This window comes from Psychromonas saccharinae, from assembly GCF_051201515.1.
Taxonomy (GTDB): domain Bacteria; phylum Pseudomonadota; class Gammaproteobacteria; order Enterobacterales; family Psychromonadaceae; genus Psychromonas.
This window is the reverse complement of sequence record NZ_CP195153.1, coordinates 3,686,418-3,711,115: the sequence shown is the minus strand read 5'-3', so window position 1 is coordinate 3,711,115 and position 24,698 is coordinate 3,686,418. Positions and strand designations below refer to the sequence as shown.

At 38.8% G+C, this 24,698-nt stretch carries 16 protein-coding genes and 1 tRNA gene; 7 read left to right on the top strand and 10 right to left on the bottom strand.

Annotated features, from left to right (window positions below; all coding sequences use genetic code 11):
* Positions 1-113: 113 nt before the first annotated feature.
* From ilvD to ilvG, 3 genes are all read right to left on the bottom strand, one after another.
* Positions 114-1,952, bottom strand: a complete 1,839-nt coding sequence (gene ilvD, locus ACR30L_RS16610) for a dihydroxy-acid dehydratase (RefSeq protein ID WP_435235361.1) — start codon at positions 1,950-1,952, stop codon at positions 114-116.
* A 109-nt stretch (positions 1,953-2,061) separates the two neighbouring features.
* Positions 2,062-2,319, bottom strand: coding sequence for an acetolactate synthase 2 small subunit (ilvM, locus tag ACR30L_RS16605; protein ID WP_435235360.1), 258 nt, complete (start codon positions 2,317-2,319; stop codon positions 2,062-2,064).
* The gene (ilvG, locus tag ACR30L_RS16600; RefSeq protein ID WP_435235359.1) at positions 2,316-3,965 is read right to left on the bottom strand and encodes an acetolactate synthase 2 catalytic subunit; all 1,650 of its coding nucleotides are present in this window, start codon (positions 3,963-3,965) and stop codon (positions 2,316-2,318) included. The genes ilvM and ilvG overlap by 4 nt, the downstream gene beginning before the upstream one ends.
* Before the next feature lie 275 nt (positions 3,966-4,240).
* Between ilvG and ACR30L_RS16595 the strand changes: the two genes are divergently transcribed.
* Positions 4,241-5,758, top strand: a complete 1,518-nt coding sequence (locus ACR30L_RS16595; protein WP_435235358.1) for a YifB family Mg chelatase-like AAA ATPase — start codon at positions 4,241-4,243, stop codon at positions 5,756-5,758.
* 152 nt (positions 5,759-5,910) lie between these two features.
* Positions 5,911-6,357, top strand: coding sequence for a universal stress protein (locus tag ACR30L_RS16590; RefSeq protein WP_435235357.1), 447 nt, complete (start codon positions 5,911-5,913; stop codon positions 6,355-6,357).
* Positions 6,358-7,050: 693 nt separating this feature from the next.
* On the opposite strand, the gene ACR30L_RS16585 is transcribed toward ACR30L_RS16590, so the two are convergent.
* The 6 genes from ACR30L_RS16585 to pepA all read right to left on the bottom strand — a co-directional run bounded on the left by ACR30L_RS16585 (position 7,051) and on the right by pepA (position 18,680).
* Positions 7,051-9,879, bottom strand: a complete 2,829-nt coding sequence (locus ACR30L_RS16585; protein WP_435235356.1) for a TRAP transporter permease — start codon at positions 9,877-9,879, stop codon at positions 7,051-7,053.
* 195 nt (positions 9,880-10,074) lie between these two features.
* The gene (locus ACR30L_RS16580; protein ID WP_435235355.1) at positions 10,075-11,040 is read right to left on the bottom strand and encodes a TAXI family TRAP transporter solute-binding subunit; all 966 of its coding nucleotides are present in this window, start codon (positions 11,038-11,040) and stop codon (positions 10,075-10,077) included.
* 463 nt (positions 11,041-11,503) lie between these two features.
* Complete coding sequence (gene aspA, locus ACR30L_RS16575) at positions 11,504-13,351, bottom strand: aspartate ammonia-lyase (protein ID WP_435235354.1); 1,848 nt, start codon at positions 13,349-13,351, stop codon at positions 11,504-11,506.
* A gap of 466 nt (positions 13,352-13,817) precedes the next feature.
* Positions 13,818-16,676, bottom strand: coding sequence for a valine--tRNA ligase (locus ACR30L_RS16570; RefSeq protein WP_435235353.1), 2,859 nt, complete (start codon positions 16,674-16,676; stop codon positions 13,818-13,820).
* Between the two features lie 3 nt (positions 16,677-16,679).
* Positions 16,680-17,162, bottom strand: a complete 483-nt coding sequence (locus tag ACR30L_RS16565; RefSeq protein ID WP_435235352.1) for a DNA polymerase III subunit chi — start codon at positions 17,160-17,162, stop codon at positions 16,680-16,682.
* A gap of 3 nt (positions 17,163-17,165) precedes the next feature.
* Positions 17,166-18,680, bottom strand: coding sequence for a leucyl aminopeptidase (pepA, locus tag ACR30L_RS16560; RefSeq protein WP_435235351.1), 1,515 nt, complete (start codon positions 18,678-18,680; stop codon positions 17,166-17,168).
* 358 nt (positions 18,681-19,038) lie between these two features.
* Here pepA and lptF point away from each other — a divergent pair, with 358 nt between their 5' ends.
* Both lptF and lptG read left to right on the top strand, forming a co-directional pair.
* Positions 19,039-20,133, top strand: a complete 1,095-nt coding sequence (gene lptF / locus ACR30L_RS16555; protein WP_435235350.1) for an LPS export ABC transporter permease LptF — start codon at positions 19,039-19,041, stop codon at positions 20,131-20,133.
* Between the two features lie 27 nt (positions 20,134-20,160).
* Positions 20,161-21,225 carry an LPS export ABC transporter permease LptG gene (lptG, locus tag ACR30L_RS16550; protein WP_435235349.1) on the top strand — a complete coding sequence of 355 codons (1,065 nt, stop codon included), beginning with the start codon at positions 20,161-20,163 and terminating at the stop codon, positions 21,223-21,225.
* A 76-nt stretch (positions 21,226-21,301) separates the two neighbouring features.
* Here lptG and ACR30L_RS16545 read toward each other — a convergent pair whose 3' ends face one another.
* Positions 21,302-21,772 carry an RDD family protein gene (locus tag ACR30L_RS16545; RefSeq protein ID WP_435235348.1) on the bottom strand — a complete coding sequence of 157 codons (471 nt, stop codon included), beginning with the start codon at positions 21,770-21,772 and terminating at the stop codon, positions 21,302-21,304.
* A 277-nt stretch (positions 21,773-22,049) separates the two neighbouring features.
* Between ACR30L_RS16545 and ACR30L_RS16540 the strand changes: the two genes are divergently transcribed.
* The 3 genes from ACR30L_RS16540 to ACR30L_RS16530 all read left to right on the top strand — a co-directional run bounded on the left by ACR30L_RS16540 (position 22,050) and on the right by ACR30L_RS16530 (position 24,688).
* Positions 22,050-22,134, top strand: a tRNA-Leu gene (locus ACR30L_RS16540).
* A 538-nt stretch (positions 22,135-22,672) separates the two neighbouring features.
* Positions 22,673-23,401, top strand: a complete 729-nt coding sequence (locus tag ACR30L_RS16535) for a hypothetical protein (protein WP_435235347.1) — start codon at positions 22,673-22,675, stop codon at positions 23,399-23,401.
* Positions 23,402-24,688 carry a radical SAM protein gene (locus ACR30L_RS16530; protein WP_435235346.1) on the top strand — a complete coding sequence of 429 codons (1,287 nt, stop codon included), beginning with the start codon at positions 23,402-23,404 and terminating at the stop codon, positions 24,686-24,688. It abuts the gene before it with no gap.
* Positions 24,689-24,698 lie beyond the last annotated feature (10 nt).

Genomic DNA, 24,698 nt, shown 5'->3' with positions numbered 1-24,698 from the left:
ATAGATTATTTGATGATTTGTAAATTAAGTTGTTATAAATACTAGGAAACAGTTGAAAATAAAGCCATAAAGTAAGTTAAAATATTTTCAACTTACTTTATGTGCAATTAGGCTTATTTTAATTTGCTAAGATCTCTTACTGCACCTTTATCAGCAGAAGTTGCCATAGAAGCATAAACTTTCAGTGCGGCAGAAATGTTACGGACACGGTCTTTTGGTTTCCAGCCATTTTTATCCATTTCTGCGCGACGAGCATCAAGTACTTCCTGTGGTACTTTTAATTCCATTTGACGGGTTGGGATATTGATATCAATAATATCGCCATCTTCAATTAAGCCTATCGTACCACCTGCTGCAGCTTCTGGTGACGCATGACCAATAGATAAACCAGATGTGCCCCCAGAGAAGCGTCCATCGGTAATCAAAGCACATTGTTTACCAAGTCCCATTGATTTCAGGTAGCTCGTTGGATATAGCATTTCTTGCATACCTGGGCCACCTTTAGGGCCTTCGTAGCGTATAACTACAACATCCCCAGCAATAACTTTACCACCAAGAATAGCTGCAACAGCATCATCTTGGCTTTCATATACTTTTGCAGGACCTGTAAAGGTTAGGTTACTATCATCCACACCCGCTGTTTTAACAACTGCACCATCAACGGCCATGTTTCCGAATAAAACGGCAAGACCACCTTCAGTGCTAAATGCATGCTCTAACGAACGAATACAACCATTTTCACGGTCGTCATCTAGTGTGTCCCAACGACAATCTTGGCTAAATGCTTTTGTTGTACGAATTCCGGCTGGGCCTGCACGATAGAATTTAGCAACATCAGGATCGTTTGTTTGTTTTATGTCATATTTCGCTAATTGTTCTTTTAGGGTCGGGCTAAGGATAGTTGGAATATCGCTATTTAAGAATCCCGCACGGTCTAATTCGCCTAATATCGCCATAATACCACCGGCACGATGAACATCTTCCATATGGTATTTTGGTGTAGAAGGCGCAACTTTACAAAGCTGAGGGATACGACGTGACATTGCATCCATATCACTCACTGTGAAGTCAACACCCGCTTCCTGTGCACAAGCTAATAAATGTAAGACGGTATTTGTTGAACCACCCATTGCGATATCAAGTGCCATCGCATTTTCGAATGCTTCTTTAGTGGCAATTGAGCGCGGTAGAACAGAGTAATCATCTTCTTGATAATGACGTCTCGTTATTTCGACAATCTTTTTACCGGCATCAAGGAAGAGTTGTTCACGATCAGCATGTGTCGCTAACATTGAACCATTACCAGGAAGTGCTAGTCCGATTGCTTCAGCGAGACAGTTCATTGAGTTTGCAGTGAACATACCTGAACATGATCCACAGGTAGGACAAGCACTACGTTCTACTTTTGCAACATCTTCATCAGATACATTGTTATCGGCACCCATAACCATTGCATCAACTAAATCTAATTTGATAATCTGTTCTGAAAGCTTAGTTTTACCGGCTTCCATTGGTCCACCTGAAACCATGATGACTGGAATATTTAGGCGTAAAGACGCCATTAACATTCCTGGTGTGATTTTGTCACAGTTAGAGATACAAACGATTGCATCGGCACAGTGCGCATTGACCATATATTCAATGGAGTCTGCGATTAAGTCACGAGAGGGTAAGCTATAAAGCATACCGGAGTGACCCATTGCGATACCATCATCAATGGCGATTGTATTAAATTCTTTCGCAATACCGCCTGCCGCTTCAACTGCACCGGCGACAAGTTGCCCCATATCCTTTAAATGAACATGTCCAGGAACAAACTGGGTAAATGAATTGGCAATGGCGATAATTGGTTTTCCGAAATCATCATCTTTTACGCCGGTTGCGCGCCATAAAGCACGTGCTCCAGCCATATTACGGCCATGTGTGGACGTTTTAGAACGATAGTCTGGCATCTTAATTCCTTTTTCCTATTGGGAAAGAGCAATTATGAATAGAAATTGCTCTTCTATAATTGAGTTAACGTTGTCTGATTTAATCAGATAAGCGTTACTTTAACAAGCCTTAAGCAATGGCTTGAACTACTTGCTCTTGACCTATTGTGGCAACTTGAATTACACCAAATATTTTTTCAAGTTGTTTGCTTAATAGGTGGATTGGACGTTCACTGTCAACAGTCAAAGTCACATGTAATGATTGTTTGTCTTCGGATGTTTCACCATTGATATTTTGTACAGAGAAACCACGATGGCGGCACACACGAAGTAGACGTTCGAGTAATTCAGGGCAGTAATCTGCTTTGATTATAATTAGATATTTCATCTTTCACTCTCCATCATTTTATGGTTTGCAGCACCAGGTGGAACCAGTGGCCATACATTATCTTCTTCTGAAATGGAGACATGCAGGAGGTATGGTCCGTCACATTCAAGTAAACGTGTTAATGCGCCTTGTATTTGATTTTTCGTGACAATGGTTTCCCCTGGAATATCAAACGCACTTGCTAGTGTTACAAAATCCGGGTTATCAGTTAAAATTGTTTCGCTGTAACGACCATCAAAGAATAGCTTTTGCCATTGGCGCACCATGCCTAATCGTTGGTTATCAATCAATAAAATTTTAACGGGTAATTTTTTACGTTTGATTGTCCCTAACTCTTGGACATTCATCATAAATGAACCATCACCAGATACCGCAATGACGGTGTCATTAGGTCGAGCCATTTGCGCTCCAACTGCAGCCGGAAGACCAAATCCCATAGTGCCCAAACCTGAACTTGAGATTAAATTTTCAGGGCGACTGACGAACATATGCTGAGCAACCCACATTTGATGTTGGCCTACATCGGTACATATCACTGCATTTTCTGGTTTCATCTTCGACAGTTTTCGAAGTAGCGCAGGGGCATAAATACTTTTGCCAGGATGATCATAGCGACTAACATATTTCTTTTTCATCTCGACAATATGATTTTGCCAGTCTGAGATATTCATTTTTGTTTGTAATGCCGGTAGCAGTATTTTTAAATCGTCTGTCATCGAGAGTTCTACACGACGTAACTTATCAATTTCAGCAGCATCTACATCGAGATGAATAACTTTAGCATGCGGCGCAAATTCATCTAATTTTCCGGTTACACGGTCATCGAAGCGAACACCAATGGCGATTAAAAGATCGCATTCTTGGATAGCATGATTTGCGGCTTTACTGCCATGCATACCTACCATTCCAACAAAGTGTTCAGAATTATGAGGAATACAACCAATGCCTTTTAAAGTACATAGACTTGGGATTTCGGATATATTAATGAAATCACGTAATTCATCGACTGCATTCGCCATACCGACACCACCGCCGATATACAGTAATGGCTTTTTAGCGGCTTGAATCATCTCTAGCGCATCAGAAACTTGCGACTGAACAATGGATGTCTGATCGGTCACAGTGGTTGTTGATAATAGGTTTTGAATCGCCGGCGCAAGTTGAATATCTTTAGGGATATCGATTAGTACAGGACCAGGACGACCTGATTTAGCTAGTATAAAAGCCTGTTCGATAATCGGTCCGAGTTGTTCGGCGTTTTGAACTAAAAAGCTGTGCTTAGTACAGGCTAAGGAAAGGCCAAGTACATCGACCTCTTGAAAGGCATCGGTACCAATGAATTCACTTGCGACTTGTCCGGTAATAGCAACAATAGGTACTGAATCTAATAATGCGTCAGCTAAGCCTGTGACTAAGTTGGTTGCACCGGGGCCCGATGTCGCAATACAAACTCCGACATTGCCGGTTGCACGAGCGTAACCGATTGCCGCCATTGCTGCACCTTGTTCATGCCTACACAAAAGGTGGTCGATATTGCTGTCAAATAATGCATCATAGAGCGGCATAATAGCACCACCGGGGTAACCGAATATTTGGCTAATGTTTTGCTGTTGCAATGCCTGGACGATGTAATTGGCACCATTCATTTAATTATTCCTGAATTACGTGGAGGCTGTTCATTATTCTTTGTTTTGGGAAAAACAGATAAAATATGCAAGCGTGATTTTTTAAAGGTGCATCTTTATAGCAAAAATAGCCGTTTTATTCAACCTTCGAGCTGTGCTTAGGCATGTAATAATACGTTTGCTTGAGAGTTTATGTATTGAACATTTGTTCTGTTTAGATAATCCCATTTAGTGCATAAAAATGCAGAAACCGATATAAGGCTTATACTCAGGGGTAAATAACAAAAGGAGATATTATGGCGCTGGCGCGTTTATATTGTCGAGCACTATTGGGTGTAAATGCCCCTGAGGTACTTGTGGAGGTTCATCTTGGTACTGGGTTACCTTGTTTTTCATTAGTCGGATTACCTGAAACGTCGGTAAAAGAAGCGAAGGAAAGGGTGCGAAGCGCTATTATCAATAGTAACTTCAAATTTCCAAATAAACGGATCACGGTTAATTTAGCCCCTGCCAATTTGCCTAAGGAAGGCGGGCGTTTTGATTTGGCTATTGCGTTGGCGATTCTTATTGCTTCTGATCAACTTGATGGATCTAAGGTAGAAGCATTTGAATGCTTTGCTGAGTTGACCTTAGCGGGGGAATTACGTCCTGTTGATGGTGTTATTCCATGTGCATTAGCCGCAAAACAAAAAGGGCGAAGTTTAATTGTTTGTCCTGATAATCAAAATGAAAGTGCATTGACTGGTGCCACAACCTTTGTAGCTTCAAGTTTAATTGACGTCTGTGCTTTTTTTCAGGGAAAATTTCAATTATCAGAAGCCCTGGCGCCAGACATCAAAAAAACAGGGTATCAACAGGATATGAGTGATGTGCTTGGTCAAGAGCAAGCCAAACGTGCATTAGAAATTTCAGCAACTGGTGCACATAATTTACTGTTAATTGGCCCGCCTGGTACTGGGAAAAGTATGTTAGCAGAACGTTTTATGACGTTGCTGCCTAAATTATCTGAACCACACGCATTACAAACCGCTGCTATTTATTCGGTGTGTGGTAAACAGCGCGAAGATTGGTTTGAACCACCGTATCGATCGCCGCATCATAGTGCGTCTTCAGTTGCTTTAGTTGGAGGAGGCGGTAAACCCAAGCCAGGTGAAATTTCATTATCACATCGAGGTGTGCTTTTTTTGGATGAATTACCCGAATTTCCACGTTCGGTGCTCGATAGTCTTCGTCAACCACTCGAAACAAAAGAAGTCACTATCTCACGTGCTGCGAATCAAGTGACTTTCCCCGCTGACTTTCAATTAATAGGTGCGATGAATCCGACTCCCTGTGGGCATATTAGCGGTGAATTAAGACGGAGTACACCCGATCAAGTGTTGCGATATCTTGGGCGATTGTCGGGGCCTTTTTTAGATCGTTTTGCTTTATCCATTATGGTGCCTTTGCTTCCTAAGGGAACGTTAGCAAAATCTCAGATTGGGCAACAGACAATTGGCGAGAGTAGTATGCAAATTAAGCAGCGAGTAGAACAAGCGAGAGCAAGGCAAATTAAACGTCAAGGTAAACTCAATAATGCCCTTTCGGCTCAAGACATAAAACAATACTGTCAATTAACTCTCGATGATGCAGAGTTTCTAGAAAATGCAATTAACAGAATGGGGTTATCGATACGCTCATGGCATAGCCTATTAAAGGTAGCGAGAAGTATTGCTGACTTAGCGGGAAGCGAACAAATAGAACGTCAACACATTACCGAGTCACTGTCTTATCGAGCGATGGATCGGTTGTTAAAAAGTGTTTCAATGGAATAAATTGGAATTGAATTACGGGTTGTTTAAATTTAGTGTTTTTTTATTTAAATTAATCATGTTTTAGTGAGGTTATTACTTTCTATATTCATTTATTCTTTTATACTCAGCAGTATTATTAGTCACCTATTTTTCTTAATCTAGAGCATAAAATTATGTATAAAAATATACTTGTCCCTATGGACTTAAATGATAAAGGTTTTTCCGATAAAGCCGTCGAAATTGCAGTTTGGCATGCGAAAAATTCAGATGCCAAAATCCATTTATTAAATGTATTACCCGGTGTTCATATGCCAATGGTGTCAGCGTATTTTCCGAAAGATGCAGCTGAAAAAATGAAAGCAGATGTAAAAACTAAACTCAATGATTTCGCAAAAACGCATATAGAAGCCTCCCTCAAATATAAAACCTATATTGCAGAAGGTAAGCCTTATACAACTATTTTAAAATATGCAGACCGATTGGGTGTTGATCTTATCGTTATGCCAAGCCATAAGCGCTCAAAAGTGAATAAAGCACTATTGGGTTCCGTTGCTAGTAAAGTGGTTGAAAACTCACCAGTCAGTGTTTTAGTGGTTAAACCTAAACCTGTTATGAAATAAGCGAGTTAGCTTTACTCCTTCTTATGGCGTAAAGCTTTTTTATCGATGGGTAAATCCGTTTATTGATTATAATCTCACACTACTTATTCCCTGTTTAATGCTCGATTTGATAAACGAATCGGCCGCAAGCGACCGAGTTTTAAGATAGTCCAAAGCTTTATCGCTAACGATAAAGCTAACAAAGCCTTGAAAACCTAATGCTAGATACTCTCGACTAGGCTTCGCCTAGTCAACACTATCCAGCACGGGGGCAAGCCCCCGAGATTTTCGCTACGCTCTGTTAAAGCTCCCATCCCTTAGAAGTATGTCATTTTAGTCGCTTCGCATTTAACACACGACTTGCCTATTTGTAACAATTTAGATAAAGCTTCTGTTATTTTCCTGACATGCTTCCGTAGATTACTCAGGCTATTTTTGTAAAAAGCTTAAAAATAATACCACGCACACTTCATGTGACTGCGACACTGCGTTTCGGTTCACGTTCATTAACAGAGGCGCTGTGCACTACACGGAGGAAAGGCGAAAACAATATGTTATAAGCTAATTATCGCTTATTTTGTGCTTTTCTCTTTTAACTCGGTGTCCTCTGTGGTGCATTTTTAATGATTTTAATGTTCTTTTTCAGGTTTATCGGTTTAGTTTTACTTTGTTTTGCTCAAAAAAAGTGGCTTACTGAGAAGCCACTTAGGATATTTATGCCATTTGATTTTCGACTCGACTTTGCTCATCGCGTCGATTTCGTTGCCTACGTATAATAAAGGCAAGTAGCAATAGTGCTGGTATAAAGAACCACTGTTTAGCAGGGCGATCTTCCGGTACACCTACATCAATGATTATTTGATCGAAATCGAAACCTGCTTTTTCAGCTGGGCTATCAAAAGTGATACCGTCTACCATAATAGAACCATCCTCTTGAGTAAGTAGTTCTAATCCATAATTTTCAACACGCTCTTCACCGGTATTACCCTCGGGGACATTGACAACCATGGTTAAGGTGACTGGATCACCTACATCGTTTTGACCGTCTACCAGTAATCGTAATTGAGAGCCTGGATCAACTTCAGCCATTGATCTTGTTAACTCAGTACCTGGACGCTCATCGTAAGGTGGAACAACATAGTCCATCCAAAATCCTGGGCGGAATAGGGTAAATGCAATTAGGATAAGCAAACCTGATTCCCATAACTTAGAGCGTGAGATAAAGAACCCCTGTGTACCGGCTGTAAATATCAGCATTGCCATGGTGGCGATAACAAAGATAAATACCCCCTCCATAAAGCTAACATCCATTAATAACAGATCTGTATTAAAGATAAATAAGAAGGGCAATAATGCAGTACGCAATGAATAGAAGAAAGCGACAAACCCCGTTTTAATCGGATCACCACCAGATATAGCCGCTGCCGCAAAGGAGGCAAGCCCTACAGGTGGTGTTACATCGGCCATAATACCAAAATAAAATACAAACATATGGACAGCTATTAACGGTACGATTAACCCATTTTGTTGACCAAGGCTGACAATAACAGGTGCAAGCAGAGACGATACAACGATATAGTTTGCCGTTGTTGGTAGTCCCATTCCTAGAATCAAACTAAGAATACCAGTCCATAATAGGATTAACATGATATGTCCCATGGATAAGAACTCGACTAATGCGGCCAGTTTTAGACCAACACCCGTCTGCGATACCGCACCAACAATAATACCTGCTGCTGCCGTTGCAATCGCAATACTAATCATGTTTCTTGCGCCAGTAATTAGACCATCAGTTAATTCTTCAAATCCAAGCTTGAACATGCCCGATGTTGCGCTTTTTCTGAAAAAAGCAAACAAATAACGTTGTGTGATTAATATAAATATCATCAGCATCGTTGCATAAAATGCAGATAAGCCCGGTGATTTTCGTTCGATCATTAAACACCAAATTAATACCACGACAGGTAGTAAAAAGTGCAGTCCTGATTTAACTGTTGGCCCTGTTTCTGGCATGCTAACTACGGGAGAGTTTGGATCATCCATCACCAAGTCTGGGTAAGCAGAACTGATTTTCGCTAGTATAATATAAACGGCAAGTATTAATATTGTAATAACAGCAAATACCATATCTCCGCTGACATGTGTTTTTAGTAGGTCAATTAAGAAGAATAATCCAAAAGCCCCAATAATTGTATTGCCTAATATAATCGCACCAGTTGATATTGTTTTAGCCACTTTGTCTTCACTTGCTTTCGCTTTGAAGCTTTTAAATACGACATATTGAATCGCAATAATGGCTAATACGGTAGCAAGTCTTGCACTTGATGTTGCCAATGCTTTGTATATTTCCGAAAGATAATAAGCACCGCCTGCAAGAGCAATAATAGGCAGTAATGTCATTGCCCATGAAATCAGAACATCTTTAATTGTTTTCTGTTCACCTTCACGCGTTAATCCTTGCATATTGAGTTTCATTGCCTCTAAATGAACAATATAAACCAATGCAATATAAGAGATAATGGCGGGTAAAAATGCACTTTTAACAACTTCAAAATAAGGAATGTTGACATATTCAACCATTAAGAAAGCCGCTGCGCCCATTACTGGTGGCATGATTTGACCGTTAACGGATGAGGCAACTTCAACAGCACCTGCTTTTTCTGCTGAGAAACCAACACGTTTCATCATCGGAATAGTAAAAGTACCTGTTGTTACTACGTTTGCAATCGATGAACCTGAAATTAATCCGGTCATACCCGATGCAACAACTGCAGCTTTTGCTGGACCACCTCGGAAGTGACCCATTAATGAGAATGCAACTTTGATAAAGTAATTACCTGCACCAGCTCTGTCTAGTAGTGCTCCAAACAGTACAAATAGGAACACTAAATCCGTGGATACCCCGAGGGCGATACCAAAAACACCTTCAGAAAATAACCATTGGTGATTCATTACACCACCTAGCGTTGAACCTTTCCATGCGATAAGTTCAGGCGCAATCGGACCTAAAAATGTGTACGCAAGAAATACGATGGCAACCACCATTAGTGGCGGACCGAGAGCACGTCTTGTCGCTTCTAATAGTACTAACATACCGGTAATTGAAACAATGATGTCATAGGTGTTCGGTGCACCAGGGCGATCGCTTAAACGTGTACCGAATATACTCTGTATGAGCGATGCATCAGCAATCAGTGGGTAAAGCGCACATAAACATGCAATGATCGCAAGGGCCCAATCTGTTAATGGTATTTTGTGTCTTGAAGATCCGCTAAATGCTGGGTATGCAAGAAACGCTAAAAAGATAGCGAAACCAAGGTGAACTGAACGTGCTTCACCACTGGAGAAAACGCCCCATCCAAAAACAAAGGGAAGGGGAGAGGCAATCCAAATTTGGAATACTGACCAGGCAAGAGCGACTGCTGCCATCAATTTTACAATATTTTTATTATCGGGCGTTCTACCACCAGTATCTGTCGAGGCTACCAGATCTTGTAGATCCTCATCATTCAACTGTGTACTGCTCGTATTGATTTCACTCATAAGAATATTTCCTATCTATATGCGCTTATATCGTCGTGTTCTAACGATAATAAATAGTGCGTAGTCATTATTGTTAGTGCTTGTTCTTTATACCTAAGATACTTGATGTTCATATTTAGGGCTAAAGTAGCTTGGGTATAAAACAAGAAAGCGGAAGTGAGAGACACTTCCGCTCTGTTTAGCTAATTGGGTAGATTACATCCAACCTTTTTCTTTGTAGTAACGAATAGCACCTTCATGTAGTGGCGCTGATAAGTTTTTAGTTATCATGTCACTTTCTTTTAAGTTAGCAAAAGCAGGATGCATTTTTTTGAAACGTTTAAAGTTATCAAATACAGATTTTACAATTTGATAAACAGTTTCATCATCTGTTTTTGTTGAGCTAACGAATGTTGCAGCAACACCAAAAGTAATTGTATCTGTATCAGTTCCTTTGTACATGCCGCCTGGGATAGTCGTTTGTGCATAGTAATCATTTTCTGCAACTAATTCTTTAGCTGCTTCATTATTAACAGGAACAACAATTGCGTCACAAGAAGTTGTTGCTTCTTTGATTGAACCGTTTGGGTTACCCGCTGTGAAAATAATTGCGTCTACTTTACCATCACATAATGCTGCTGCTTGTTCTGATGATTTTAGTTCAGATGCAATAGCAAAATCATCCATTGTCCAACCCATTTTTTTCATGATAATTTCTACCGTACCACGAGAGCCTGAACCTGGATTACCTACGTTTACTTTTTTACCTTTTAGGTCATCGAATGTTTTAATGCCTGAGTCTTTACGTGCAACGACTGTGAAAGGTTCTGCGTGTACTGAAAATACAGCGCGTAATTCTTTAAATGGACCTTGAGGAAATTTATCTGGCGCTGTGCCATTGTATGCATGGTATTGCCAGTCAGATTGTGCAACACCCATATCAATATCACCGGTACGAAGTGCATTAATATTAGTAATTGAACCACCTGTTGTATGTGTACAGTTGATTTTATGATCAGTAGTCCCTTTATTAACTAAACGACAAATAGCGCCACCAACTTGGTAATAAACACCTGTTTGGCCACCGGTGCCAATCACGATGTTTGTGTTATCTGCCATCGCAGATGTTGAAACTAGGGCTGCACCAGCAACTGCTGCCATTGCCAATTTTTTAATAGACATACATAAACTCCTTTGTATTAACTTAATAATTAAATTATTTATCCAATTTTTTATTTAATATATTTATACACTGATAATAATTAGATACCGCAATACAGGTATATCATCATTACAATGGGTAAATGTGATTGAATAAAATCTGATTATACATGAATAATTATGAAATCCATAACCAGCAATATCAACCATGGCTTAACGAGTAGATAAGGGCTATTTTATTGTTTTTAAACACGTATTTATAAAATGTTAGTGATATTTTTATATTTCTAAACAGCCCTATTATTAAATTATGCACTAATTTGATGCATCCGATATTTTGTTATAAATAATGGCGTGTTTCTATAAGAAATTATCAGCTAAATGCATTTAGGGTAATGTTAGTGTAGTCCTATTTAGGGCGGACAGATCCTATCGCGCCCAGATTATGTATTAATGTATTTTGGAAATGATAAGTGATTAATATTTAATTGATCATATTTTCTGGTGCAAGCACATCATCAAGTTGTTCTTTTGAGAGTAACTCCTGCTCGAGTACAAGGTCATAGACACTTTCATTTTGTTCTAATGCTTGTTTAGCCAAGGCCGTACACACTTCATAACCTAAATGTGGATTGAGTGCTGTAACGATACCGATGGAGTTTTTAACATTATTTGCGCAGACGTCTTTATTTGCCGTTATTCCAGAAATACAGCGAGTGCCTAGAGTATCCATGCCATTTTTAAGCATTTCGATAGATTCAAATAAGCTCTCAACCATCACCGGTTCCATAACATTTAATTCTAGTTGACCTGCTTCGGCAGCCATCGTGACGGTTAAATCATTGCCAATAACTTTATAGGCAATTTGATTAACAACTTCAGGGATAACCGGGTTTACTTTACCAGGCATGATTGAAGATCCCGGTTGCATTGGTGGTAAGTTGATTTCATTAAAGCCTGCGCGTGGACCGGATGACAGCAAGCGAAGATCGTTACAAATTTTAGATAGTTTTACTGCTAATTGTTTTATCGCCGAAGAGTACATGACTAATGAACCGGTATCATGTGTTGCTTCGATTAAGTCTTTTGCTAATACAATTTTGCGACCTGTGACTTGTTGTAAGTATGAAACCACTAATTCACGATAACGAGGCTCTGCATTAAGTCCCGTACCAATTGCAGTACCGCCCATATTAACGGTCAAGAAGGGGAGGCTACAGGTGGTTAAACGTGCCACTTCGTTACGCAGACTACTTGCAAATGCTTGAAAACTTTGGCCTAGCGTCATCGGTACTGCATCTTGCATTTGAGTACGACCCATTTTTAGCACATCCGCAAACTCTAATGTTTTATTATCAACCAGTTCAATTAATTTATTTACTTCATTGACCAATTTGTCGTGTGCATCCATTAATGCAATTTTCATCGCGGTTGGATAAGCATCGTTTGTAGACTGGGATCGATTAACGTGATTATTAGGGTGACAATACTGATAGTCACCTCGTGAATGCCCCATAATTTCTAATGCGCGATTAGCAATGACTTCATTGGCATTCATATTGGTTGATGTACCGGCACCACCTTGCAGCATATCAACAATAAAATGGTTGTGTAACATGCCTAAATCAATTTCATCGCAGGCTTGGCAAATGGCTTTATTGATGTTGTCTGGAATATTACCAAGGTCATGATTAGCCAGAGAGGCTGCTTTTTTTACTTTGGCTAATCCTCTAATGAAGTCAGGGTAAAAGTTAAGGGTAATTCCGCTGATATTAAAGTTTTCACGTGCGCGTAGAGTCTGAATCCCATAATAAGCCGTTTCGGAAACAGGCTTTTCACCCAGTAGATCATGCTCAATACGTTTAATTCCCGTTCTATATAATGCGGCAATATTTTCGTAGCGGTTATTTGCGTATTTCATACGACGAATAATAAGCTGAGAGATTGTTGCAGATAAAGTCAGTGCCAATTGGCCGTGTTGGCTAAGTAAATCAATAAGATCATCGCGTTTAAATTGATAATATGCCGTGTCTGATAATAATCGTGCACTGAATCCCTGTTTATGAACGGGCGCAATAAGGATCGATTCACCAATAAATTCGTGTTTTGCAAAAACAGTAATGCTTTGCTCGGTACCACTTCTGTCATCGTATAATTGAATGCTGCCCGAAGAAATAACATATAGAGTATCGGTGAGGTCTTCACGTTGAAATAAAGCCTCGCCTGTCGTTTGTTGTTTATACTCGGCAAGAGCAGCAAATAGGCTTAGTTCTTCTGTTGAAATGTCTTGGAATAATTCAACTTTTCTGAGGCATTCGGTGACAGAGTTCATGATACATGTTTCCTTGTGATGATTACTGTTTTGATAGAGGTTGATTAACCGCAAACATAGCAATCTACATGCCAATAAAACAATAAGACGGGAGGCCCTATCTGGCCTTGCTTTTTTAACTTGAAGCTAATAAAACGTCTCTTTTTTGTGTAAAATAGCAACATATTGGTGCATTAGCTCACCATTATGGTTCATTTGTCTGTTTTTGTTGTTTAGTTAAGTTTTATTATCTTTATTATTGCGTTTTTAATGGTTTATTGTTTTTTAATTTTAAATTTATTTGGTTTTATTAACTTTAAGTTTTTAGCGTGAATTATTATTAAAATTAATAAAAAGGGGGGAGATTGTGTATAGGGAACTAATTAGGCGAACTGTATAAAATTTCTAATGAAGATGACTGGAAAAACAATAAAAAGGGAACCCTATTTACTAAGGCTCCCTTTTAAAACTATGTTATTTGATCAAACTATAGTGCTTTGATTGTCTCAATTTGCACTTGCAATTTATCAGCGGTTGTTTGAAGTTCGGTTTGTTTTGCACGTTCTTTTGCGATAACCGCTTCTGGTGCTTTACCTACAAATTTTTCATTGCTTAGTTTACCGGTTACTTTCGCTAAGTCCTTCGTTACTTTTTCAAGCTGTTTGTTCAAGCGTGCCAGCTCAGCTTCAGTATCAATTAATCCCGCCATTGGAATTAATAATTCTAATTCACCAATTAATGCCGTTGCCGAAGCGGGTGTCGTTTCACCTTCTGGTACAAAAGTAACACTTTCAAGGTTTGCTAGTGCGGCTAGAAAGGCCTCATTTTCATTGAAACGACGTTGTGCTTCGGTGGAAGCATTTTTAATTAATACATTAAGTGGTACTTTCGGGCTGATATCCATTTCGCCACGAATATTACGAACAGCAATAATGACATGTTTTACCCATTCAAGGTCGGCTACTGCTGTTTTGTCCACTAAGCTTTCTGTGTACTCAGGGAATGCTTCAAGCATAATAGTTTCACCTGCTTGGCCGGTAATACCTTTAACTCGTTGCCAAATTTCTTCTGTCATAAACGGGATGATTGGATGTGCAACACGTAACAGACTTTCTAAAACAGTCACTAATGTATGGCGTGTGCCACGTTGCTCTGCTTCACTTCCCTTAAATAATACCGGTTTAGTTAACTCTAGGTACCAACCACAGAATTGACTCCAGGTAAATTCATATAAGATATTTGCTGCGATATCAAAGCGGAAGGTGTCTAGCGCTTGACGGAAATCTTTGATCGTAGTTTGTAATTGACCTTGGATCCAACGATCAGCAAGGCTAAATTGCATATCTTGATTATCACCAAATCCACAATCATGCTCTTCGGTACTCATTAATACATAACGACTTGCATTCCATAGCTTGTTACAGAAATTACGGTAACCCTCTAAGCGAGTCATATCCCAGTTAATATCTCGCCCGGTTGATGCCATTGCAGCTAGAGTAAAGCGCAATGCATCGGTACCATGTGCTTCAATACCATCGGCAAATGTTTTACGTGTGTCTTTTTCGATTTTCTTAGCGAGTTGTGGTTGCATCATATTGCCACAACGTTTTTTGACTAAACTTTCAAGGTCGATACCGTCAATCATATCTAATGGATCAAGTACATTACCCTTAGATTTTGACATCTTGTCGCCATTTTCATCACGTATAAGACCTGTTACATACACGGTTTTGAAGGGGACCTGTGGTTTGCCATTTTCATCTTTCATGAAGTGCATGGTCATCATGATCATACGCGCAACCCAGAAGAAAATAATATCGAAACCGGTCACTAGTACATTGGTTGAATGGAAGGTTTTTAGATCCAACGTTTTTTCCGGCCAACCTAAGGTTGAAAATGTCCATAGACCAGACGAAAACCAAGTATCTAGTACATCGTCATCTTGACGAAGAGTTACTTCATCACCTAGGTTATGTTTCGCACGCACTTCTGCTTCATCACGACCGACATAGACTTTACCTGCTTGGTCGTACCAAGCTGGAATACGATGTCCCCACCAAAGCTGACGCGAAATACACCAGTCTTGGATATCATTCATCCATGAGTTATACATATTTTCATATTGTTTTGGCACAAATTCAATATCACCGTTAGCAACGGCTTCTGAGGCTGTTTTAGCTAATGGTGCAACACGGACATACCATTGGTCGGTTAGCATTGGTTCAATGACAACGCCACCACGGTCACCATAAGGAATGGTTAAGTCATGTGGTTCAATTTTTTCGAGTAGGCCAAGTGCTTCAATAGAGCTTACAACTAGTTTACGGGCATCTTCACGCGCTAAACCTTGGAATTGCGTTGGAATATCACTGCTGTAATCATCACTTTTTTCACCGTTACTATTAAATACTTCAGCGCTATCGCGGATTGAAGCTTCAAAAGTAAGTACATTTATCATCGGTAGTTTATTACGTTTACCTACTTCATAATCGTTAAAGTCATGGGCAGGGGTGATTTTTACACAGCCGGTTCCTTTTTCCATATCGGCATGTTGATCGCCAATAATAGGGATACGACGTTCAACGAAGGGAACAATAATTTCTTTACCAATAAGATCCTTGTAACGTGGATCTTCAGGGTTAACCGCAACGGCAGTATCACCTAGCATGGTTTCAGGGCGAGTTGTTGCAATGACTAAGTAATCTTTCCCTTCAGATGTGGTTGCGCCATCGGCTAATGGATAACGGAAGTGCCACATGGAACCTTTTACATCTTTATTTTCAACTTCTAAATCAGAAATGGCCGTATGTAGCTTAGGATCCCAGTTAACTAAACGTTTACCACGGTAGATAAGATCATCGTTATATAAGTCGACGAATACTTCCTTAACGGCGTGAGATAAACCTTCATCCATGGTGAAACGTTCGCGATCCCAATCGACAGAGGTGCCTAATCGACGCAGTTGCTTAGAGATATTACCGCCAGATTCGCCTTTCCATTCCCAAATTTTATCGATAAAAGCATCTCGGCCTAGATCTTTTCGAGTTTCACCGGTTTCAGCTAAAAGTTTACGTTCAACAACCATTTGCGTTGCAATACCCGCATGGTCTGTTCCCATTTGCCAAAGCGTATTTTTGCCTTGCATACGTTGGTAACGGACAAGGGTATCCATGATTGTATCTTGGAAAGCATGACCCATATGCAAACTACCTGTGACATTAGGTGGTGGGATCATCACACAGTAACTCTCTTTCGATGTATCACCGTGTGGTTTGAAGTAACCTTTTTCTTCCCAGGTTTGGTAGTTTTTCTGCTCAATGGCAGTTGGGTTGTATGTTTTTTCCATCGTTTAATCTTCTGCTTTTTTGGTTGACTCAACAGCGTTATCATTAGTCACTGCATGAGTAGAAAGTGTTAGTCCCATTTTTTTATAGGTACTGTAACGAGTTCGTGCTGCAATTTTTAATGTTTCCGAAGCAGGAACAAAATCAATAATCTGTTGAAAATTGATTGCAAATTTAGGCACGTTCGAGCTTAAATTTATTAATATTTGGCGCGGATGCGTTGGTGGTTGCCAACTGATCTCGACTGGTGTGCCATATCGAGGTCCTTCACCTAATAGATTGTGGGGAACAAAACTATCCCCATCAAACTGCCATAAATATTCATCAACTGAAAACGCATCTTGTTGGTTATCAGTAAAGATAAATACCTTGTTACTTTGCCCATAATAAAATGCCGCAATGGCGCATGCTTGAATGAAGTGTGCGCTTACATCTTCTGGTTCATTATCCAATGATTGCGGCAAAATATAAAAAACAACTTGTGTCATTATTTAATTAGATAACTCAGTTGTATCGCTTTCACTACGGTTTATTAAAAACTGTGTTAATAATGAAACCGGGCGACCAGTTGCCCCTTTATTTGAGCCAGAACGCCATGCTGTTCCCGCAACATCTAAATGTGCCCAGTTATACTTTTTAGTAAAACGAGAAAGGAAACAAGCGGCTGTAATGGTGCCTGCCGGACGTCCGCCAATGTTTGCCATATCTGCAAATGGACTATCTAATTGTTTTTGATATTCGTCGTCCATAGGTAATTGCCAAGCTTTATCGCTTGCTTGGTTCGATGCGGTGATGATTTCGTGTGCCAAGCCTTTATGAGGCGTTACCAATGCGCTGATATTGTGACCTAATGCCATAATACAAGCGCCTGTTAAGGTCGCGATATCAACGACACATTCAGGTTCAAAACGTTCTACGTAGGTAAGTGCATCACATAAAACTAATCGGCCTTCAGCATCCGTATTTAATACTTCAACGGTTTGTCCTGACATGGTCGTTAAAATATCACCTGGGCGGTAGGCGTTACCATCTGGCATATTTTCTGCGCCGACAAGTATCCCAATAACATTAATCGGTAAATCAAGTTTCGCAATGGCTTCCATCGTGCCATAAACACTGGCTGCACCACCCATATCGTATTTCATTTCATCCATGCCTGCGCCTGGTTTTAGTGAAATACCACCGGCATCGAAGGTCAAACCTTTACCAACAAGTACAACGGGTTTTTGGCCTTCAACACCGCCGTTATAAGTCATAATTGACATATAAGGTTGGTTTTTTGAGCCACGCGCAACGGCTAGGTAGCTATCCATTTTAAGCTCAGCCATTTGGTCGGCATCAACAATTTTTGTAGCTATTTTTTCAAAACGTTGCTCTAAAATTTTTGCTTGTTCAGATAGGTACAATGGCGTACAAATATTTGGCGGCATATTCGCAAGATCTTTACAGGCTTTTGTTCCTGAAGCAACCGCTAAACCGTGCTGTAGAGCAAGCTCTGCACGTGCAAGTTCTTTGCGGCTTGAAACATTAAACGTTAATTTACGTAAAGGACGTCGTGTGTTTTCTTTTGTCGTTTTAAATTGATCAAAGCTATATAAAGAATCTTCGGTTGCTTCAACTGCTTGGCGAACTGCCCAGTAGCTATCACGACCAATAATGCGTAATTCTGTTAAAAAACAGATTGACTCTAAAGAGCCGGTATCATTAAGTGTTGAGATTGTTTTTGCGATAATCTGTTTGTATTGTGCTTCGGTTAATTCTCGCTCTTTACCACAACCCACAAGTAAAACGCGTTCACTTAATACATTCGGTACATGGTGTAAAAATAAGACTTGGCCAACCTTGCCTTCGATATCGCCACGGCGTAGCAGGTTACTTAAATAACCTTCACTGATCTCATCAAGTAGTTCACCAGCACGAGACAGGCGACGAGGTTCAAAAACACCAACAACAATGCATGCGCTGCGCTGTTTTTCTGGGTTACCACTTTTAACGAAAAATTCCATAACTATCCTTAATGCAGAGATTATATTGAGATTAACTGTGCTATTTTGTTAAAAATACAGTTATTATAGAAGCGGGTGGAGCTTGAAAATCTTCTAAACCTATAAAAATAACAATTTTACCGTATTTGTTTGCTTAATCCACTTTAAATAGTAGTTTTATACGCTATCTATTGCCCGATGTAAAAATTGGTAAGTGAATATTGGGGTCTTTATTAAAAAGAGACCAAATAAGCGCGATAGTTGACGATTTAAACATTTTAAATCCAGACGATATAATATTACGGATGGCTACCTCTGAATCATCACGTTGCTAAAGTATATTCATTTTATAGAACCTTAATTTACACTGGAGCGATCGGTGATACTTCTTCGTTACTTAATGCTAGAAACCTTCAAAAGTCAGATTGGCATTTTGTTTGTTTTATTTCTTATCTTTGTGAGTCAGCAATTTATCCGAATTTTAGCCGAAGCAATTAAAGGTGCGATTCCGGCTGATCTTGTTATGACTTTTCTTTATTTAAATATCCCTGCATTAGCAACATTAATGTTACCGATTAGTTTTTTCCTTGCTGTTCTTTTTGCCTATGGTCGTTTGTATAGTGAGAGCGAAATGGTGGCGATGATTTCCTGCGGATATAGCCCTAATAATGTCCTTAAATCAACGTTGTTATTGTCTTTTTTCACCTTTGTTTTTGCTGGCGCTAATAGTTTATATTTAACTCCGTTAGCAGAGAATCAAATTGATACCGTCACTGAGAATGCAGAAGCTAACGCAGGTTCGGCACCCGTTATTGAAGGGATTTTTCATAAAATAAATGATGATGGTGTCGTATACGTTGAAAAATATAAAAAAGGGAAAGAGCTTGAAAAAATATTTGCAGCACACTGGCCTGAAGATTCAGATGTTGCGCCTTCAATTTTAACTGCTTTACATGGCAAGCTTGAAGATCGCGATACCGGTACATGGCTGACGATGACCAATGGGCAACGTTATGTTGGTAATATTGGTGAAAATAAATTTGATAAAAATGTATTTGAAAGCTTTCAAATACATATTGAAAATCGCGAAGTGCAAACGAAAAAGCGCGGCGTTGAAGCCTTGCCGACTGAACAATTAATTGGATCTGATAATTTAAAATATCAAGCTGAATTACAGTGGAGAATTGCACTGCCTTTATCCATCATATTGTTAACCTTTATGGCTGTTCCCTTAGCGAAGGTGAATCCAAGACAGGGGCGTTATTCAAAACTGTTACCTGCTCTGTCATTGTATTTAGCTTATTTTCTCTTACTGAGTACCTCAAAAAGCTTAATTGAAGAAGGGGATTTACCCGTATTTAGTATTTGGATTGTACAGCTTCTCTTTTTCGTTGTGGGATTGCTTTTGCATCTTCAAAGCTTAGGTAAGTTTACGAATATATTCTTTAAAAGAAAGCGTGCTAAGACCGCTTAATCACAGTATTTATACGGAATTTTCATTATGGGTATTTTAGATCGTTACGTCGGTAAAACGGTACTAGCGGCAACATTTTTTAGTTTGTTTATTTTAGTAGGATTAAGCGGCATTATTAAATTTGTCGAGCAGATGAAAAAAGTCGGACAAGGATCCTACGATGCCTGGCATGCAGCTTATTTTGTTGTGCTTAAAATGCCGGTTGAAATTGCAGACTTTTTCCCTATGGCGGCTTTAATTGGTGCCTTAATTGGGCTAGGGTCCTTAGCAAGTAGCAGTGAGTTGGTGGTGATGCAAGCGGCGGGGATATCGAAACTGCGTATTGCTATTTCCGTGTTAAAAACTGCTATTCCGATGGTGTTAATTGTGATGGTTATGAGTGAATTTGTTGCGCCTGTTACTGATAAAGAAGCTTATTCAATGCGTGATGAAGCAAGGCAAGGTGAACAGAAAGTCAGTAATAAATATGGCGTTTGGGTTAAAGATGCTGACTCCTTTGTGAGTGTTGGTCGAATGAATAATAAAGCGGAGCTTTTTGATATCAAACTGTTCTTTTTTGATGAACAAATGGAATTACAGCGCGCAATGGCGGCTGAAAAAGGAACATATCAAGAAGGAAGTTGGTTATTACAAAATATTAGCCTAACAAGTTTTAGTGAAGAAAAAACTAATACTGAAAAAATGGATGAATTTTCTTGGGAAACACAATTAACCCCTAAAAAGCTGGAAGTCATTCTCAGTGATCCTGATCGTATGTCGATGAGAGATATTTATAACTACATTTCTTACCTTGAAACTAATGATCAAGATGCGAGTCGTTATTGGCTGAGTCTCTGGCGCAAAGCTGTTTTACCATTTACGGTAGTTGTGATGATGTTACTTTCAGTATCATTTATTTTTGGTGGGCTACGAACGGTTACCATGGGGACAAGGCTGATATTTGGTATTGCGAGTGGTTTTGTGTTCCACGTTTTAGGGGAGTTATTCGGTCCTTTTAGTTTAGTCTTTGAACTTCCACCTTTATTCGGGGCAATAGCCCCCAGCTTATTCGTCTTCTTAGTCGCAATATATATGCTGAGAAGGCAAAGTTAATTTTATTTAGTCAATATTTGATGTTTCAAATAATCATGAAAATTAACATTTTTAGGCGTGATTACTTCTTATCACTTTAAGTGTGAGTGATCGCAACCACTTCGCATTCTGCCCATGTGTCCTGGAAGGCGTGATAAGGAGAAAAAATCGCAATCAAGTTTCCTAATCCAAAGGCAGATGTAGCCATACGAATTAAAGATTGAGTTATCGTAATATGGCTCCCATCGCTATTTTGGATACGTAAACCACATATTTTCATGCCAATTGTTTGTCCGACTTTAACCCAATAATAACTGTAAAAACCTACCGTTGTGACAGCTAAGTAACCAGCAAAAATAAGGTTGTTCGCGAGATAGTCACTGATATTATTACCTATATCAATAAATCCAATTACTTTTCCTAAATACACAAATGAAAGTGCAATAGCGGTTGCACTGATAAGGACTGCCAGTACCGTTAAAAAATCAATAAAATAAGCTGTCATTCTTTTTATAAATGAAGCTTTTGCAACGGTTTTATTTGTTTTTTTATCTGCAGAATGTGCCATGAGTTTTCCTTATTAATAAGAATGTTTAGTATATCAAAATAGGCGGATTTCTCGTATTAAAGTAGTTAGGTCGATGGGATTTATTGCTGAGATATGAAGTGATTAACAGGCTTACAATTTGTAAACATTTTTATTTAATTAGATTGATAGGTTCAAGTTGCTGTCTTTTTAAGCGGTTGATCATATAGTCGCTGAAAAACCTTGTCAGAAAAAAATCACTATGTATAATCCTCTTGTCTTATCAGCAGTACGCATTCATATACTGCAATTGCTCGATGCCCGAGTGGTGGAATTGGTAGACGCGGCGGATTCAAAATCCGCTCTCGAAAGAGGTGACGGTTCAAGTCCGTCCTCGGGCACCATTACTTATTGATTTTAAATGAAATAATACTTGTAGGCCGACATCTTAAGTCGGTTTTTTTGTGCTTGAAATTTGTCCTTATAGGTATACTTGAAAGCACATCTTTCATCAAAAACCATGTAAATAAACAAATAAAACATCTCGCAGATAATCGGTTAGGGTCATATCCGGTCTTTTGTCTGGGTAATTTCTGGGTAGATATGCGTCTACTTCTGTCTATTTATATATATCATTCGCAAGCTTCACCTTGGCGAATTTTATATAACCAATATTATGCTTTCTTTAGGTATTTAGGTAGGAAACTATGTATTGGTAGTTGTTTTAGGTACTAGTCCTGTATTTTCAAATATATTCGTGTAGGACATCAAGGGATATTCAGCTTTTCCATTGACTAAATATGTGACTACTTTAGCTGATTTTATGTCCAACTTTAGGGTAAGCTAAAGGCTTATTTAGTTAATAATAAATAGTTAAATACTTATAAAACATTAAGTTATAGGGTAATATAGTTGTAAGGTGATTTTTTTTAAGGAACTAATATGAATAATTTTAGATGGGAAAAATATAAAAGTTTTTTTCAAATAACTATTTTTAAATATTTAGTCATGTGGTTTTCTTTAGTTCCAATCGTTGCCAATATTATACAAAATTTACCTGATAAATATGAGGTCACTCTTGGAACGCAAACTTATTTGATAAGCCTAACCCTACCTTTTAATTGGCAATTACTTTGGATCTCATCTGTCTTTTTTGTAATTGCTTTGGTTGTATATCATATCTTTTGTCCAAATTTCATTAGTAAATATAATTCATTCAAAGATTATGAATCTTACTCGCATGACCCTCGGTGGGTAGCTTGGGAAGCAAGTATGTTGTGGCCTAAGATGACGGATGAACAGAAAAAAAAGTTTATCAGTAGGCTTCAAGTCAAAGAATATTCATCTGAAATAGATGAGAAAGGAAGCTTTATAATATCGAAAAAACCAATTGTTAATAAATTACAAACTATTTTTTACTTCCAACATTATGGTAAAAAATACAAATTAGGTATGCCAGTTCTAGATTCTAAAAACAAAGAAATAGAGGGCTCAGAAAAGGGAGTATTTTTTGAAGTGTTTGGTAGGTATTCGGAAAGTAATTATCTCGCGAGATTAATTATTCTAATCTTGCTTATTATTAGCGGTATGATTTTTGGTTTTGTTCTTTGCCAACATCTATATTCAGGAGCACAGTTTGTCTGGAATTGGGTAACGGGAGTAAGTACTTAAGTGGCCTATTATCAGTATTATGCGGGTTTAACTAGTCAGCTAGCATTTTGTGCTACCCCTCTTAGGTTGGATTCATATAATAATTGCCAATTTGGTTGTACATATTGCTTTGCAAACACTAGACAAGGGCATGGAAGAAAGTCTGAATTAAAAGTTAGTAATCCCTCATCCCTACTGAAGAGGCTTCAAAGAGTGGAGAAAGGGGACGTAAACTCAGCTTTAGATGAGTTTATACAGCACCGAATTCCCTTCCAATTAGGAGGCATGTCAGATCCATTTACTCTTATTGAATCTAAGAAAAAAGTGACTCTTGAGTATCTGAAAATTCTAAAAGATTATAATTATCCTGTAATAATCAGCACTAAGAGTGATTTAATTGCTGAAGAGGAGTACCTATCTATTTTGAAAGGTTCAAATTGTTATGTTAGGTTTTCAACAACGGTAGTAGAAGAACAATATAAGTCGATGATCGACAAAGGGTGCCCAAGTATAGAAAGAATAACTATTGCGGCTAAAAAAATTATAGATATAGGAATCCCCGTTTCCTTTAGGTTTCAGCCTATAATTCCAGGACATGAAAAGTTTGCAGATCACTTTATTGATCTTGCTTTCAAGATTGGTGTGAAGCATATTTCAGCAGAATATTTAAAAGTACCGCTAGATGCAAATGCAAAATTTGGCTCATCTCTAAAGGGGATATTACAAGGTGACCCTATTTCATTCTATAGGAGATTAGGTGCTACAAAAGTAGGGCGTGAATTTAGTCTTCCATTAGAGTATCGTCAAGCCCATTTAATCGATATGGCAATTCAGATTAGATCGAAAGGTATGACATTTGGCTTTGCAGACAATGATTTGATGCTACATTCTGATGGGCATTCTTGTTGTAATGCGGCCAATATATATCTTAGTGAAGCTAACTTCTTTAGAGCGAATATTGTCTCTCAAGCTAAGCATTTGAAACTTGGAGAAGAAATAAGGTTTGAAGACTATGCTTCAAATTGGGTACCCAGACATGCTATTTCTACTTATTTAAATTCGAAAGCAAGGATTATTATTGGTGATCCTACAACACCTGATTGGTTTGAATATTTAAAGAAAATGTGGGTTGGAGAGCTAGGAGTATACTCTCCCTCCTTTTTTGATGGGCTTGAACAATCATCAAAATTAGATAGCAATGATATGCCTATTTATATCAGAAATGAATCTAATTTTGAGAAAGAGCATGATAAAAAAATTCAAGACTGGAGAAAAAAATATCTACTAAATCAGATGTCAAAGTGTTAGAAACTGTTTT